The 15,787-nt window shown below is 64.6% G+C and carries 17 protein-coding genes and 1 pseudogene; 7 read left to right on the top strand and 11 right to left on the bottom strand.

Annotated features, from left to right (window positions below; all coding sequences use genetic code 11):
* Positions 1-490: 490 nt before the first annotated feature.
* The 6 genes from F6X42_RS00515 to F6X42_RS00490 form a co-directional block, all read right to left on the bottom strand.
* Positions 491-1,597 carry a CobW family GTP-binding protein gene (locus tag F6X42_RS00515; protein WP_187632329.1) on the bottom strand — a complete coding sequence of 369 codons (1,107 nt, stop codon included), beginning with the start codon at positions 1,595-1,597 and terminating at the stop codon, positions 491-493.
* 234 nt (positions 1,598-1,831) lie between these two features.
* Positions 1,832-3,034 carry a class I SAM-dependent rRNA methyltransferase gene (locus F6X42_RS00510; RefSeq protein WP_187632328.1) on the bottom strand — a complete coding sequence of 401 codons (1,203 nt, stop codon included), beginning with the start codon at positions 3,032-3,034 and terminating at the stop codon, positions 1,832-1,834.
* A 49-nt stretch (positions 3,035-3,083) separates the two neighbouring features.
* Positions 3,084-4,019: a tyrosine recombinase XerC gene (gene xerC, locus F6X42_RS00505; protein ID WP_187632327.1), complete on the bottom strand. Its 936-nt coding sequence runs from the start codon at positions 4,017-4,019 to the stop codon at positions 3,084-3,086.
* A gap of 27 nt (positions 4,020-4,046) precedes the next feature.
* Positions 4,047-4,799, bottom strand: a complete 753-nt coding sequence (locus F6X42_RS00500; protein WP_187632326.1) for a DUF484 family protein — start codon at positions 4,797-4,799, stop codon at positions 4,047-4,049.
* A 57-nt stretch (positions 4,800-4,856) separates the two neighbouring features.
* On the bottom strand, positions 4,857-5,792 hold the full coding sequence (gene dapF / locus F6X42_RS00495) for a diaminopimelate epimerase (RefSeq protein ID WP_187632325.1): 936 nt from the start codon (positions 5,790-5,792) through the stop codon (positions 4,857-4,859).
* Positions 5,793-5,964: 172 nt separating this feature from the next.
* Positions 5,965-6,849 carry a lipid A biosynthesis lauroyl acyltransferase gene (locus tag F6X42_RS00490; protein ID WP_187632324.1) on the bottom strand — a complete coding sequence of 295 codons (885 nt, stop codon included), beginning with the start codon at positions 6,847-6,849 and terminating at the stop codon, positions 5,965-5,967.
* 283 nt (positions 6,850-7,132) lie between these two features.
* Here F6X42_RS00490 and metK point away from each other — a divergent pair, with 283 nt between their 5' ends.
* Entirely contained in the window at positions 7,133-8,323 is a 1,191-nt protein-coding gene (gene metK, locus F6X42_RS00485; protein WP_187632323.1) for a methionine adenosyltransferase, read from the top strand.
* Positions 8,324-8,545: 222 nt separating this feature from the next.
* Here the strand turns inward: metK and F6X42_RS00480 are convergent, their stop codons facing one another.
* Positions 8,546-8,908, bottom strand: a complete 363-nt coding sequence (locus F6X42_RS00480) for a hypothetical protein (protein ID WP_187632322.1) — start codon at positions 8,906-8,908, stop codon at positions 8,546-8,548.
* Positions 8,909-8,999: 91 nt separating this feature from the next.
* On the opposite strand from F6X42_RS00480, the gene F6X42_RS00475 reads away from it, so the two are divergent.
* Positions 9,000-9,167, top strand: a complete 168-nt coding sequence (locus tag F6X42_RS00475) for a hypothetical protein (RefSeq protein ID WP_187632321.1) — start codon at positions 9,000-9,002, stop codon at positions 9,165-9,167.
* Positions 9,168-9,335: 168 nt separating this feature from the next.
* On the top strand, positions 9,336-10,097 hold the full coding sequence (locus F6X42_RS00470; protein ID WP_187632320.1) for a phytanoyl-CoA dioxygenase family protein: 762 nt from the start codon (positions 9,336-9,338) through the stop codon (positions 10,095-10,097).
* 30 nt (positions 10,098-10,127) lie between these two features.
* Here the strand turns inward: F6X42_RS00470 and F6X42_RS00465 are convergent, their stop codons facing one another.
* A complete protein-coding gene (locus F6X42_RS00465; protein WP_027199413.1) occupies positions 10,128-10,334 on the bottom strand; it encodes a DUF3185 family protein in 207 nt (68 codons plus the stop codon).
* 226 nt (positions 10,335-10,560) lie between these two features.
* On the opposite strand from F6X42_RS00465, the gene mgrA reads away from it, so the two are divergent.
* Entirely contained in the window at positions 10,561-11,604 is a 1,044-nt protein-coding gene (gene mgrA / locus F6X42_RS00460) for an L-glyceraldehyde 3-phosphate reductase (protein WP_187632319.1), read from the top strand.
* 98 nt (positions 11,605-11,702) lie between these two features.
* Here mgrA and F6X42_RS00455 read toward each other — a convergent pair whose 3' ends face one another.
* The 3 genes and pseudogenes from F6X42_RS00455 to F6X42_RS00445 all read right to left on the bottom strand — a co-directional run.
* Positions 11,703-11,885: a hypothetical protein gene (locus F6X42_RS00455; RefSeq protein WP_187632318.1), complete on the bottom strand. Its 183-nt coding sequence runs from the start codon at positions 11,883-11,885 to the stop codon at positions 11,703-11,705.
* A gap of 326 nt (positions 11,886-12,211) precedes the next feature.
* Positions 12,212-13,423 (bottom strand): MFS transporter, encoded by a 1,212-nt coding sequence (locus F6X42_RS00450; protein ID WP_222945433.1) that lies wholly within the window; start codon positions 13,421-13,423, stop codon positions 12,212-12,214.
* Positions 13,424-13,553: 130 nt separating this feature from the next.
* Positions 13,554-14,005, bottom strand: a pseudogene (locus F6X42_RS00445) (efflux RND transporter permease subunit); the annotation flags it as partial.
* Between the two features lie 54 nt (positions 14,006-14,059).
* Here F6X42_RS00445 and F6X42_RS00440 point away from each other — a divergent pair.
* The 3 genes from F6X42_RS00440 (at position 14,060) to F6X42_RS00430 (ending at position 15,787) form a co-directional block, all read left to right on the top strand.
* Entirely contained in the window at positions 14,060-14,290 is a 231-nt protein-coding gene (locus tag F6X42_RS00440; protein WP_187632317.1) for a hypothetical protein, read from the top strand.
* 28 nt (positions 14,291-14,318) lie between these two features.
* Positions 14,319-14,531, top strand: coding sequence for a hypothetical protein (locus tag F6X42_RS00435; protein WP_187632316.1), 213 nt, complete (start codon positions 14,319-14,321; stop codon positions 14,529-14,531).
* A gap of 209 nt (positions 14,532-14,740) precedes the next feature.
* Entirely contained in the window at positions 14,741-15,787 is a 1,047-nt protein-coding gene (locus F6X42_RS00430; protein ID WP_376776248.1) for a serine/threonine protein kinase, read from the top strand.

The raw sequence follows: 15,787 nt of genomic DNA, 5'->3' as shown, positions 1-15,787 counted from the left end.
CGATTCTCAAATGCTCCTGAGGCATCGCTCGCCGACTAGCGCGTGCCCTTTCAGGCCGTGCCCGCCGGCGTTTTCGGCGCGTCTCCGGACAAGATTTTCCGGCGCCGTTTCAGGCCCGTCGCGGGATACGCGCGACCGGGCAATTCGTTGTCATTCTCCCAGTGGGCACGTATTGTAACTGAATCACAATCCGGCGCCGCATCTGCTGAAAGCCGGCCTGCGGCGCTGCGATATCCCGAAAATATAACGCGCACCAAGCCAAAAAGCGATGGTCGTGCACGCTTTAATACAGCAGGGTTTTCACGCGTTTTTCATATGGCCTGCTGTCGAACGGTCGCCCGCCGCGGCGTCGCTGTTTCAGCAGAGGATTCACGCCCCGCGCACCTGGCGGCGGGCGTCTCGGCACAATGCAGCAGCACGGCGCATGCCGCGAAGCGCGCGGCATGCCATGAGCTTTCCCGCGGGCTTGCGCCGCAGCGCTGCGCTCGCTTCAGGCGAGGCAGGCGTCGAGACCGTCGGTGATCAGGTCGCGCGGCAGTTCGATGCCGATGAACACCATCTTGTTGGTCTTCTTCTCGGCCGGCTGCCATTTCGCGGCGAGGTCGCTGCCCATCATCTGATGCACGCCCTGGAACACGACCTTGCGATCGACACCCTTCATGTACAGCACACCCTTGTAGCGCAGCAAGTGCTCGCCGTAGATCTGCAGGATGCCGCCGAGGAAGTCTTCGAGCTTGTTCGGATCGAACGGACGGTCGCTGCGGTATACGAACGACTTGATCTTGTCGTCGTGATACGCACGGTGGTGATGCCCATGATCGTGGCCTTCGTGATCGCAATGGCCGTGGTCGTGATCGCAGTTGGCGTGATCGTGGTCATGATCGCCGTGCGTGTGCGTGTGGCCGTGCTCGTCGTGCGCGTGCGCGTGGCTGTGCGCGTGTTCGTCTTCGCTCAGGAAGTCTGGATCGATTTCGAGCTTCGAGTTCAGGTTGAAGCCGCGCAGATCGAAAATTTCCTTGATGTCCGCTGCGCCGAAATTGACGACCTTGATCGCAGCCTTCGGGTTCATGTGCAGCAGACGGTGGCGCAAATCGCCCACGTGCTGCTCGTCGACGAGATCGGCCTTCGTGATGAACATCCGGTCCGCGAAACCGACCTGGCGCTGCACCACTTCGTGCTCGTCGAGCTGATGGTTCGCGTGCTTCGCGTCGACCAGCGTGATGATCGCGTCGAGCAGGAATTCGCTCGCGATCTGGTCGTCCATGAAGAAGGTTTGCGCGACCGGGCCCGGATTCGCGAGGCCGGTGGTTTCGATCACGACGCGGTCGAAGTCCACTTCGCCCGCCTGCTTCTTCGCGGCCAGATCGTTGAGCACGCGCGACAGGTCGCCGCGAATCGTGCAGCAGATGCAGCCGTTGCTCATCTGGATGATCTGCTCGCTCGTGTCCTGCACGAGGATCTCGTTGTCGATGTTCTCTTCGCCGAACTCGTTCTCGATGACGGCGATCTTCATGCCGTGCTTTTCGTTCAGGATGCGCTTGAGCAGAGTGGTTTTGCCGCTGCCGAGAAAGCCGGTCAGGATGGTGACTGGAATCATGTGGGTCGCCTGTAAGTCGTGAAACGGTGCGTGATCGAACGCTAGAGCAATGCTAGCCAGATGCGTTGGGCCGGCCGCCGCAGCCGGATGGCGCGGCCGTGTCTAGCCGGTTATTGAAACATATTTGCCAGGCGGGCGCAGGGGCGCTTGGGCTGCGGCCGGGTCATGGCCGCGTGCGCCGACGATGACCGCTGCCGCGGCCGGCACGCGCAATCACCGACAAAATAAGGGCGATCAGGCGATTTGCAACAGCAGCCCCTTCAGATACTCCCCTTCGGGGAACGCAGTGAGCAGCGGATGATCGACGCCCGCGCCAAGCCGCTTCAGGATGCGGGCATCGACGCGCGCGTCGGCGGCGGCGCCCGACACGATCTTCTGGAACAGCTCGGGATCGATCGCGCCCGAACACGAGTAGGTGAATAGCAAGCCGCCCGGGCGCAGCAGCTTCAGGCCCGTCAGATTGATGTCCTTGTACGCGCGTGAGGCGCGGTCCACGTGCTCGCGCGACGGTGCGAATTTCGGCGGATCGAGCACGATCAGGTCGAAGCGCTCGCCTTCGTCGTGGAGGCGCCGCAGTGTCTTGAACGCGTCGGCGTCGAGCCAGCTCGCGCGGTCCGCATCGAAGCCGTTGGCCGCGACGTTCTGCTGCGCGAGCGCGAGCGCTTCACCCGACGAATCGACCGACACCACGCGCTCCGCGCCACCCTTGAGCGCCGCGAGCGAAAAGCCGCCGGTGTAGCAGAAACAGTTCAGCACGTCGCGATCTTTCGCGAACTGCTGCACGAGCAGTCGGTTATCGCGCTGATCGACATAGAAGCCGGTCTTGTGGCCATTGCGCACGTCGACGTGATAGCGCACGCCGTTTTCGCTCGCGACCAGCTTCTCCGACGGCGGCTCGCCCGCAAGCACGCCGGTGATCTGCTCGAGCCCTTCTTTCTGACGGATCGACACGTCGGAGCGCTCGTACACGTTCGGGCAGCCGGTCGCGCCGACCAGCGCGGCGACGATCGCATCCTTCCACGCCTCGACGCCAGCCGCCATGAACTGACAGACGATCTGGCTGCGCTGATCCGCGTCCTCGGCGACGTAGTAATCGACGATCAGGCCCGGCAGACCGTCCGCCTCGCCGAAGATCAGCCGCACGGCGCCGGTGTCGCGCACCATCGCCTGACGATGCGCGAACGCGCGCTGCACGCGGCGCTTGAAGAACGCGTGATCGATCGGCTCGGCTTCGTCGAAGCTCCATACGCGTGCGCGGATCTGCGAGTGCGGGCTGTAGGCGGCGCGCGCGAGAAAACGGCCGTCGTGCGCGCGCACGAGCACGGTCGCGCCGGGCGCGGGGCGGCCGTCGACGTGCTCGATCGCGTTGGCATAGACCCACGGATGGCGGCGCAGCAGCGATTTTTCCTTCGATGGTTTGAGCGTAACGGTATTCATCAGATGTCGGTAAAGTGCAAGCGAAAGCGGCGCGTGGTGACGCGCGGCGTCAGTCGCGTGAGCCGTTGCGTTTCTTGGCGCGCGGATGCGCGCTGTCGTAGACGTGGGCGAGGTGCTGGAAATCGAGGCCCGTATAAACCTGCGTCGCGGTGATGCTCGCGTGGCCGAGCAGTTCCTGCACGGCGCGCAGATCGCCGCTCGACTGCAGCACGTGCGTCGCGAACGAATGGCGCAGCACGTGCGGATGCACGTTGGCCGGAATGCCGGCCGCGAGCGCCGCGCGCTTCACGCGCTCGCGCACGACGTTCGGCGACAAGCGGTTGCCGCGCGTCGACAGGAACAGCGGATGCGGATCGTGGCGGACCATCCGTTCGCGCACCGGGAGCCATGCGTTCAGCGCAGCGACCGCCTTGCTGCCCACCGGCACGACGCGGCGCCGGTTGCCTTTGCCGAGCACCTCGACTTCGCCGGAATCGAGCTTCAGCCAGCCGGCCGAGCGATAGCCGTCGACGTCGGCGAAACGCACGTCGAGGCCGACCAGCTCGGCGAGGCGCAGGCCCGACGAGTAGAACAGCTCGAGTATCGCGTGATCGCGCAGAGCTTCGGGCGAGTCGGCGGGCGGGTTGTCCATCAGGCGCGCGGTGTCGTCGACAGAAAGCGCCTTCGGCAGCGTTTTCGCCTGCTTTGGCGCGCGCACCGCGGCGACCGGATTGGCCAGCAGCTCGACGTGGCCCGCGAGCCAGCGATAAAACGCGCGCCATGCCGATAGCCGATGGCCGATCGACCGCGCGGTGAGGCCGCCCGCATGCGCGCGCGCGACGGCGCCGCGAATGTCGACGGCGGTGAGACTTTCGAGCGATCGACCTTTGGCGAGCTGCTTGAGCTCCGCCAGCTCATGCGTGTAACCGCGCAGCGTGTGCGCCGACAGCCGCCGCTCATGCTCGAGATGCGACAGGTAGGCGGCGATCGGGTCGGCGGCGGTCACGGAGGCGGTGAGGTTGCGTGGCGAGGCTTAGCGCGGCAGCAGGCGGCTCAGCGCGGCGCTCGCGAGCGCGCCGATCTGCGTCAGGAAATCGGTGGCCATGCCTTCGTGGAAGCGTCGCGGGTCGGATGAGCCCATCACGAGCAGGCCGAACGTCGGCGCGTCTTCGCCACCTTCGGGGTCGCGCAGCGCGAGCAGCGCGATCGATTCGGTGGTTTGCACCGTCTCGCTCGACGCGGCGTCGCCGGTCGCGCTCGTTGCCGCGCTGGTCGCCGGGTTAGCCGCCCCGTTGGACGCGCCCGCCGCATGCGCGAGCCACTGCGCGGCCTCGAAGCCGGTGTTCGCGCCGCAGTATGGCGTGCTCAGGCTGCCCGCGAAAATCCGCACTTCCTCGCTCACGTGGCGCGCGAAGTCCGCTTGTGCATACGGCTCAGCGACGTCCCACACGCGCAGCGCCGCTTGCGGCACATCGAAGATGTCGCGCAGACCGCCGGCGATCGTGCGAGGCAGCGCGTGCGGATCGCGCCCGGCCATCACGCGGATGGTCCAGCGGTTGAATTTCGACGCGATGCTGTCGTTCTCGTGGCCGTAGCGCAGCAGCTCGGCGAGACGCCGTTCGAGATGCTTGTTCTTGTCGCGTAGCATCTCCATCTGCCGCTCCTGCAGCGACACGGCGGCTTTGCCGTGCGGGTTCGCGAGCCGGATCGTCGCGAGCGTTTCCGCGTGTTCGACGAAGAATTCGGGATTGGCGAGCAGGTATTCGGCGACTTCGCGATCGTTCATGGTTTCGGCTAGAGGACGACGGGACGACCGCCTCACGGCGGCGCGTCGGTCAATGAGTTAAACGGAGGGCGCCACGGCGGCCGGGCTGGACGGATTGCGATGCGACGAGTCTGGGGATGCGCTCGACGCTTCGTCGGCCAACTCGATCTCCCCTTCGAAGACGGTGGCGGCGGGGCCGGCCATCAGCAGCGGCGCGCCTGGCTGCGCGCTGTCCCACGTGATGGTCAGGTCGCCGCCGTGGGTGTGCACGAGCACCGGCGAATCCAGCAGCCCGCGCCGGATCCCGGCCGCGACCGCCGCGCACGCGCCGGTGCCGCACGCGAGCGTTTCGCCCGCGCCGCGTTCATACACGCGCAGTCTGATCTCGTTGCGGTTGACGATCTGCATGAAGCCCGCGTTGACCCGCTGCGGAAAGCGCGTGTGCCGCTCGATAGCCTGACCTTCGACGAGCACCGGGAACGCCTCGGCATCGTCGACGACCTGCACCGCGTGAGGATTGCCCATTGACACCACCGACATCCAGCGCGTCGTGCCGTTCACGTCGAGCGGCCAGGGCGTGTCCGCGCCTTCGCGGCGGCCTTGCAGGCCCTTGGTCGCAAAAGGGACGAGTTCGGGATCGAAAACGGGCGTGCCCATGTCGACGATCACTTCACCGTTGTCCTGCATCGTCAGCGTGATCGTGCCTTTCTGGACTTGCACGCGCACGCTGCGCTGGTCGGTGAGGCCGCGCTCGCGCACGAACTTGACGAAGCAGCGCGCGCCGTTGCCGCAGTGCTCGACCTCGCCGCCGTCGCAATTGAAGATGCGATATCTGAAATCGACGCCTTCGACGGTCGGCTTTTCGACCAGCAGCAACTGGTCGGCGCCGACGCCGAAATGGCGGTTCGCGAGCGCGCGAACCTGAGCCGTGGTCAGGTTGACCGGGTGGGTGTAGCCGTCGAGCACGACGAAGTCGTTGCCCGCGCCCTGCATTTTGGTGAATTTGAGCTTCACGTTTTCCGTGTATCCGTTGCTGCGTAGGGCTTCGCGCGTGCGGGCGAAGCCGAAAATCCGGCCTCACCGGCTCTCGGGCGAGTCACCCGTTCGAGCCGTGCTGGACCAATAGCAGATGATACACGTTGGCACATCCGAAACGGTATGGCGGGCAAGGGTCTCAGCGCCACCGTCAATACACGCCCGGCACCCCCGGCGGCCGCGTCTTGAACCGCTTGTGTACCCAGTAATACTGCTCGGGCATTAGCGGAATCTGCTGTTCGAGAAACTCATTCATGCGTCGTGCATCGATGTCATCGTCGCCGGTTGGATAGTTGTCCCACGGTTTGAAGACCTTGAGCCGGTAGCCCTTGTAATTCGGCAGCACTTCGCCGATGAACGGCACGACCTGTGCGTGCCCGACCTTCGCAAGACGGCCGACGGCAGTCAGCGTGCAGGTCGGCACGCCGAAGAACGGCACGAACGTCGAATTGCGCGCGCCGTAGTCCATGTCCGCGCCGAGCATCACCGGTTTGCGTTCACGCAGCCAGCGCAGCACGATGCGCGCGCTGTCGGCGCGGCTCGCCATGTCCGCGCCGAAACGCGCGCGCGCCGCTTTCGCGACTTGCTCGAACTGCTGGTTCGACATCGGCTGATAGAGCGAGCCGCACTGGCGCTTGAGCGAGTAGTTCAGAAAGATCGAACCGGCCTCGATGCCGACAAAATGAAAGCCGAGAAACAATGTGGGCGGCAGATTCGGGTCGGTCAGGTCGATCGCGCTGTCGAGCTGGATCAGCTTCTCGAGCTTCTTCGCCGAGCCGAACCACTGCACGCTGCGCTCGAGATAGCTGCGGATCGCGTGACGGAAGTGCTTCTGCGCGACGTCCTCGCGGCGCTCGTCGCTCCAGTCGGGGAAGCACAGCTTCAGATTCGTATGAACGATGCGCCTGCGGCGGCTCGGGATCTGGTAGAGCAACCAGCCGAGCCCGTCGCCGAGACGGGCGACGGATCCATACGGCAACAGCGCAAAGAGTTTGAGCAGCCCGATCGCGAGCTTCGCGCCGTAGCGGCTCAGCATGCAACCTCCACGTGGGCGGCGCTGCAGGGGGCGAAATGGTGGACAACGGAAAAATTGACGTGATGCCGCACGCGTTGAACTCTGTGACATTCAAGGGAAGTCGCTATAATAAGTGCTTCGCCGAGTTAATAGACAACTTGCGGGGCGAAGCCGGCGGGTGCTGTCCATGGTTTCCATGGTGATGCGTCCATCGGTCAGGTAATCCGCTAAAGCGTCGCCGCTTCAGACTCCCGAAGTCGGCTACGTGGAACGCAACCGTAACCACTAAATAGGAGTCTGCAACGTGGCAAACGACTATCTCTTCACTTCCGAATCCGTTTCCGAAGGCCATCCCGACAAGGTCGCGGACCAGATCTCGGACGCGATCCTCGACGCCATCCTCGCTCAAGACAAGTACTCGCGTGTCGCGGCCGAAACGCTGTGCAACACGGGTCTCGTCGTGCTGGCCGGTGAAATCACCACCACCGCGAACGTCGACTACATCCAGATCGCGCGCAACACGATCAAGCGCATCGGCTACGACAACACCGACTACGGCATCGACTACCGCGGCTGCGCGGTGCTCGTCGCCTATGACAAGCAGTCGCCGGACATCGCCCAGGGCGTGGACCGCGCGCACGACAACAACCTCGATCAAGGCGCGGGCGACCAGGGCCTGATGTTCGGTTACGCGTGCGAGGAAACGCCGGAACTGATGCCGCTGCCGATCCACCTGTCGCACCGTCTGGTCGAGCGTCAGGCAAATCTGCGCCGCGACGGTCGCCTTCCCTGGCTGCGTCCGGATGCGAAATCGCAGGTCACCGTGCGCTACGTCGACGGCAAGCCGCATTCGATCGACACCGTCGTGCTGTCCACCCAGCATTCGCCGGACATCGAGCTCGACACGCTGCGCGAAGCGGTGATCGAGGAAGTGATCAAGCCGACGCTGCCGGCCGAGCTGATCAAGGGTGACATCAAGTTCCTCGTCAACCCGACCGGTCGCTTCGTGATCGGCGGTCCGCAGGGCGATTGCGGTCTGACGGGCCGCAAGATCATCGTCGATACGTACGGCGGCGCGGCACCGCACGGCGGTGGCGCGTTCTCGGGCAAGGACCCGTCGAAGGTCGACCGCTCGGCGGCTTACGCTGGCCGTTACGTCGCCAAGAACGTCGTGGCCGCGGGTCTCGCGTCGCGCTGCCTGATCCAGGTGTCGTACGCGATCGGCGTCGCCCAGCCGACCTCGGTGATGGTCAACACGTTCGGCACGGGCCGCGTGTCCGATGCGACGATCACGGAACTCGTGCGTCAGCACTTCGACCTGCGTCCGAAGGGCATCATCCAGATGCTCGACCTGCTGCGCCCGGTCTACGAGAAGAGCGCCGCGTATGGTCACTTCGGCCGCGAAGAGCCGGAATTCACGTGGGAAGCCACCGACAAGGCGCTCGCACTCGCCGAAGCGGCAGGCACGGAGCCGGTCGCGGCGCTCGCCGAATAAGCGCGAGCTGATTGCTGCCTGATTGCAAAAAACCCCGCCGGCGTGAGCCGGGCGGGGTTTTTTCTTTGTCTGAAGGCGCAACGACGCGCGCTGCGCGCGCACCTTCGAGGGAGGCGGTGTGCGCGAGGACTTACGGTTCGCGAACTCGGCCGTGCGGTAAACCGCCAGCCGGCAGCAGTTCAGCGGCTTGGCCGCTCCCCGCGCAACTCACGTTCAGCGACTTCACCGGCTCGCGAACACAAACGCGAACCATCCGCTACTGCTCGTCGACAGCCGACGCGGCCGACGGCTCGTGGGCGTGCGCACCGCCGGCGCGCGTTTCGCGACCGCGAGGTGCAACGGTGTCGGTTTGCGCAGCAGCGTACGCAGCGACAGACGGCGCGTGCCGCTCTGCTGGCGCAGCGCCGAGAAGAACGTATGGAACCAGGTGCGGAAGCCTTCGACGGCCTTCGCGTCGCGCCACTGCTCGCCGAGCGCGCGAGTGCGCGCGGCATGGTGGCGCAGCGCTCGCATCATATGGCGGCGCGCGGGACGCGCCGCTTTCAGCGCGGCGCGGGTAAGACGGGTGCTCAAAAGAGTATGCATGGCTTCACAATTAGGCAATGTACCGCACGTCGGCGCGTGCACCGGATGGGCACGGACAAAAAGCACCATATGTGCCAATGACGGGGTTGCAATGAACGGCCTGAAAGCCGGCAGTTCGGCGCGGATCATGGCGCGGCGGATCGCGACGCGAAACACGGCGCACAACGCAGCGAACGTACAACGTGGAGAATCGTTGGGAATGGGCTCTCTCGGCCCGCGCCCTGAAGAAAAGTGCATCAGCGACGATCGACATGCGTGAAGGCTACAGGGGAATCGTGACGTCAGAAAGTCCGTTATTACCCTGCGAACTGGGTTTTCCCTCGGTCGCATCGTCGCGGATGCCATCCCGCGCGCTCCGCGAAACAACGCACCCCGATCGCGCCCGTTTTACAATCGAACATCAGTTAGTCGACAGTAACGGAGCACCATGTCACTCCATTCGAAGAAAGAGCAGATTCAAGCGTTGCGGGAGCAGGGTTTTGTCGTCGTGCCAGGACTCGTGTCGCCCGAGCGTTGCGACGAGTTTAAGCAAATCGCGCAGCAGCAGCTGCAGGAAACGGCGGCACCGATCGAATTCGAAGCGGATCTGCAGTATCCGGGCGCGCCGTCATCGAAGGATGCGCCGGGTGGACACACGGTGCGGCGTCTCCTCGACGCGTACGGTCGTCACCCGGCATTCGCGCAATGGGCGACCGCGCCGGAAATCCGCGGCTGGATGGAGCTGTATTTCGGCGAGGAGCCGCGACTGTCGCGCGCGCATCACAACTGCATGATGACCAAGCACCCCGCGTACGGCAGCCTGACCGGCTGGCATCGCGACGCGCGCTACTGGTCGTTCGAGCGCGACGATCTGGTGTCGGTGTGGCTCGCGGTCGGCCCTGAAACCGTCGATAACGGCGCGCTATGGTTCGTGCCGCAATCGCACAGCGCCGCCTTCACGTCCGAGCGTTTCGACGAAGCGAAATTTTTCCGCACGGATCTCTCGGAGAACGAGGCCGCGATCCGCACCGCGGTGTCGCCCGAGTTGAAGGCCGGCGACGTCGTGTTCTTCCATTGCAACACGCTGCACTCGGCCGGCAAGAATCTGAGCGACCAGGTGAAGTTCTCTCTGGTGTTCACCTATCACGGCGTCAGCAATGTGCCGCTGCCCGGCACGCGCTCGGCGGCGAAGCCCGAGATCGCGTTCTAGGTTCTTTCGTCGCGGGCCTCGCGCTAACGCTCAGCGCTTGCGCCCCGACAATGCGATTCCCGTCAGTCCGGCGAGCGTCGCCACCACACCCGCGACGATCAGCATGATCGCCTTGTTGCTCGGCGAACCGGTAAAGAAGCGCGACACGTCGCTGCTCACCGAATTGAACGCCTGCCCGCCGAAATACAGCAGCACGATACCGCCGACAATCAGCGCGATCGAAATCGCTTTCGTCATCTGCACCTCCCATCAACTTGACCGGCCAGAGTGTAGGTGAGCCGTGCGCGCTCGTCCATCCTGCATACTGGGTGCCTGCAAGCGCCGCGTCGTTTGGCTAACATAGCGGTCTGGCCGCACCGCAACGACACTACGACAATCCATCTCCCAAGCAGTACGCCTCTCACAACGCGCGAATCCTCACGCCCGCAATCGTCGGGCGATCTCATCGACAAGGACACTAGCAATGGCTTACGAAGCAGCTTCAGAACGCTATTCGGACATGCAATACCGCGTCTGCGGCAAATCGGGTCTCAAACTGCCGGCGCTGTCGCTAGGCCTATGGCACAACTTCGGCGACACCACGCCGATCTCGACGCAGCGCGACATCCTGCGCACCGCGTTCGACCTCGGCATCACCCACTTCGATCTGGCCAACAACTACGGGCCGCCGTATGGCAGCGCGGAAACCAATTTCGGCCGTCTGTTCAAGGACGATTTCAAACCGTATCGCGACGAACTGCTGATTTCGTCGAAGGCGGGCTGGGACATGTGGCCGGGTCCGTACGGACAGGGCGGCGGCTCGCGCAAGTACGTGCTGGCGAGTCTCGATCAGAGCCTGAAGCGCATGGGCCTCGATTACGTCGACATCTTTTATTCGCATCGCTTCGACGCGCACACGCCGCTCGAGGAAACCGCGGGCGCGCTCGCGAGCGCGGTGCAGCAGGGCAAGGCGCTGTATATCGGCATCTCGTCGTACTCGTCGGCGAAGACGCGCGAAATGACGAAGCTGCTCGCCGAATACAAGGTGCCGCTCCTGATCCACCAACCGTCGTACAACATGCTGAACCGCTGGATCGAACACGACCTGCTCGGTACGCTCGACGAACTCGGCGCGGGCGCGATCGCATTTACGCCGCTCGCGCAGGGGCTGTTGACCGGCAAGTACCTGAACGGCGTGCCGGCCGATGCGCGCGTCAACAAGCCGGGCGGCGGTTCGCTGAAAGACGAGCATCTGAACCCGCAGAACATCGAGCACGTGAGGAAGCTCAACGACATCGCGCAGCGGCGTGGTCAGAGTCTCGCGCAGATGGCGCTCGCGTGGGCGTTGCGCGATGCGCGAGTGACTTCGGTGCTGATCGGCGCGAGCCGCGCGGAGCAGGTGCGTGAGAACGTCGGCGCGCTGAAGAATCTCGCTTTCCCGGCCGACGAACTCGCCGAGATCGATCGTTATGCGACCGAAGGCGGGATCAACCTGTGGGAGAAGCCGTCGACGGATCAGGCGATCTGATCGCGTGACGGAGCGTCCGCGCAACAGGCGGACGGAAAAAGGCAAAACGAAGCCGCACGCGTCGCGTGCGGCTTTTCAATTGGTGCTTCGCCGCGCCGCTACACGAGCGCCGGCAGACCCTCGACCAGCGCCACCGCGCACATCACACCGATCAGCGCGCCCAGCACACGCAGCCCGTTATGTCGCAACTCGGTCTTGCAGGGCAGCGCGCCGACGAATAGCGCGCCCGCCAGCGCCATCGGAATGATCAGAATGAAATCGCCGATCGTAAAGTACGTCATTTTTTGTCTCCTCCCATGCAGGATGGTTGCTATGTCGTTCCAGCAGAGGCCGCGCCTTCAAATAATGCGGCGTCCGTGCGCCAATCGAGTATAGGAGACCGATGACGGAGCGCGACGCCGCGAGCTTGCGCGTCGGCGCTTATTCGCAAGCTGCTGAACCCCCGCGCCGCGGGCCGTGCGGCGGTTGGCGCGGCGCAACAAAACATGGCGAAATAGATGAAACGATCGCTTACGCACGCCTTTCGTTTTGCCGCCGATCCATGCGCAGCGGGTGATTGCGTGCGGCTCCCCGTCATTGAACCGCGCAGCGCGACAGACCCCTTTCGCTATTCGCGTCCGCGCAGGCGTGTCGCCGCGAACAGCCCGATCACGAGCAACGCAGCGACCAACCCGACGACCCCGTTCCAGCCATGAGCGGCCCACGCGTGGCCGCCATACGAGCCGACCAGGCTCGAGCCGATGTAGTACGCAAGCAGATACAGCGCCGCGGCTTGGCCTTTCGCGTCTTTTGCCAGACGCCCGACCCAGCCGCTCGCGACCGAGTGCCCGGCAAAGAATCCGAACGTCACGCATGCGATCCCGGTCGCAATGGCCGCGAGCGGATGCAGCATCGTCAGCGCGAGGCCGAACACCATCAACAGCAGGCTCGCGATCAGCACGCGCGCGCGGCCGAACGTGTCGGCCATGCGGCCGGACCACGGCGACGCGACCACGCCAGTCAGATAGACGATGAAAATCGCGCCGACCTCGGTCTGATTCAGCCGATACGGCGGCGCGAGCAGCCGGTAGCCGATGTAGTTGTACAGCGTGACGAAGCTGCCCATCAGCACGAAGCCGAGCAGGAACAGCAACGGCAGGCCCGGTCGGGTAAATTGCCGCAGCAGCAACGTGCGGTGATGCACGAAGCCGAGCCCGCGACGCGGCACGAAATGGCGCGACGGCGGCAGCAGCCCGCGGAATGCGAGCATCGACAGCAGGCCGAGCACGCCGATCGTGCCGATCGCGACACGCCACGAAAACAGATCCGCGACCACGCCGGTGATCACCCGCCCGGCCATGCCGCCGATCGCCGTGCCGCCCACGTAGAGGCCCATCGCGAGGCCGAGGCCGTCGGGATGCACTTCCTCGGCGAGATAAGCCATCGCGACGGCCGGCACGCCGCCGAGCGCGAGCCCTTCGAGCGTGCGCAACACGAGCAGCTGATGCCAGTGCGGCGCGACCGATACGCCGATCGTCAGCACCGCCGACACCGTCAGCGACAGCGTCATCAGCTTGTGCCGGCTCCAACCCTCGGAGACGAACCCGGCGACGAAGATCGCGAGCGCGAGCGCGGCGGTCGACAGCGACAGCGACAGACTGCTTTGTGCCGGTGTCACGTTGAACGCTTCGGAGAACGACGGCAGCAGCGGCTGCACGCAATAGAGCAACGAGAATGTCGCGTAGCCGGCGAACAGCAGCGCGACGCTCGCACGCCAGTACGCGCGCGAGCCGCGTTCGAGATAGGGGATGTCCGACACGGCGGTGATGGAAACGCTCAAAGTGTTAAGAATACGCTGAAAACCCGGCGCGTCACGCGCAGCAGCATGCCGCGCGCCCTTCTCGCGCTAGCCGCGAACCGCGCCTTCGCTGATCGGCGCCGGCGCGGAGCCCGAAGTCGACGTCGACGGATGCGAGAGCGCATCGCAGAAACATCGGCACGAACACGATACAGATCGCCAGCGTCGACACGAGCGTCGGAATCGCGATCTGACGCGCGCCGTCGTGAATCGCGTGCTCGAGCTAATGGCTGATGTTTTCGATGGCGACGGTCGCATCGTCGACAAGAATCCCGACCGCGAGCACGAGCCCGCCGAGCGTCATGATGTTGATCGTCTGGCCTAGCGCGGACAACGCGATGATCGACGTGATCATCGACAACGGAATCGATACCGCGATGATCAGCGTCGCGCGCCAGTTGCCGAGGGACAGCAGGAACAGCGGGTTCTTCAGGCCCGTCGGGCACGCGGCGATCAGCGCTTCACGCAATACGCCCTACACCGATGCGCGCACATCATCGTTTTGATGCGATCGACGATATCGAGCGTGAACGCGTTGCCGCTTTTTGCTGCGCGGCGCCCGGATCCGGCAGATCGTTCTGGCAATGCACGTTTTTGATGTCTCCCCCCGCAGGGTTTATGATGATCTTCATTACGGCGTCTGACGCCGAGATCATCGGCCATGCGCAACGTAATGGGGATAGCGCCAAACGACTGGTGAAAGCTTTTCGTGCGCGCTTCCCAAAGCCCCGCAATGCGGGAACAATGACTCGAACCTCTCATGCGCCACGCGCGCGGCAGATCAGGTGCGCACGCAACGCCAAGCGAAGCGGCGTTTTTATCATCACCTCGACCGGCGTGAAGTCATAAAGCCGGCTAAGGGAAGCGGGGAAATATCATGGAAGTCGGTTCCATCGTCCGATCGGTACATATCGCCGTGCCGCAAGGCGCGCGCGGAATCGTCATGCGCATCCTTGGCGACATGGCGATGGTGGCGTGGTACGCCGGCGAGCCCGGCGCATCGCCGCAGCTCAACACTGAACCCTTTTTCCTCGAAGATCTGATCGATACCGGCGACCTGATACGTCCGGCCGGCGCGCAGACGCATTGAGCGACAGGCCGACTGGTTGCTCATTCCCGTTGTTTGACACGCAAGTGCGGGCTGTAGCGATGCTGTGAGGTAAGGCCGACTCGCCAGCATCGTGCCGGTCGATGCGCGCGTCGATCCACTGCGCGCGTCGCCAATCAGTGCACGTTTCTAACGATGCAACCACGCATTGCGAGTCGTCGCCCTCGTCTTTACCCGCGGCGCGGCGCACAATGCGGGGCATGAACGACACCATTCCCGACAATTTCGATCCCGAGGCTGGCGCCGATGGCGCCGTGCCGTTTGCGCGGCTTACGCCGGAAACCGTGCTGGATGCGCTCGACGGCGTGCTCGCGACGACCGGCGTGCGCACCGACGGCCGCCTGCTGCCGCTCAACAGCTACGAAAACCGCGTGTATCAGGTCGGCGTCGAAGACGGTCCGCCCGTGGTCGCGAAGTTCTATCGTCCCGAGCGCTGGAGCGATGCCGCGATTCTCGAAGAGCACGCGTTCGTCGCCGAGCTTGCCGCGCGCGAGATTCCGGCCGTGCCCGCGCGCTTGCTCGACGGCCGCACACTGCATACGTTCGACGGTTTCCGCTTCTCGGTCTTCGAGCGGCGCGGCGGTCGCGCGCCGGATCTCGACCGGCGCGACACGCTCGAATGGCTGGGGCGTTTCATCGGACGCATTCATGCGATCGGGCAGACGCAGGACTACGCGGAACGTCCCACGCTTGACATCGACACGTTCGGCTACGAGCCGCGCGACTTCCTGCTCGCGCACCGTTTCGTGCCAGACGACGTGCGCACCGCGTGGGAAACCGTGATGAATCTCGCGCTCGAAGGCGTCGCGCGCGCGTTCGAGCGGGCCGGCGAGATTCGCACGCTTCGTGTGCACGGCGACTGTCATCCGAGCAACGTGCTGTGGACCGACGCGGGCCCGCATTTCGTCGATTTCGACGACAGCCGCATGGCTCCCGCGATTCAGGATCTGTGGCTGCTGCTGCCGGGCGAGCGCGCGGAGGCGTCGCGCGCGCTGGCCGATCTGCTCGCCGGTTACGAGGATTTCTGCGACTTCGAGCCGCGTGAGCTGTATCTGGTCGAAGCGCTGCGCACGTTGCGGCTGATTCACTATCAGGCATGGCTCGCGCGCCGCTGGAGCGACCCGGCGTTTCCGGCCGCGTTTCCGTGGTTCAACACGCAGCGCTACTGGGAGGAGCGCATCCTCGAGATGCGCGAGCAGATCGGCGCGATGCAGGAAGGGCCGCTGTGGCCGGTTTGA

This window comes from Paraburkholderia podalyriae (assembly GCF_014397785.1).
Classification (GTDB): Bacteria; Pseudomonadota; Gammaproteobacteria; order Burkholderiales; family Burkholderiaceae; genus Paraburkholderia; species Paraburkholderia podalyriae.
Note: the sequence above shows the minus strand (reverse complement) of the source record. Positions and strands in the feature narration are given on the sequence as shown.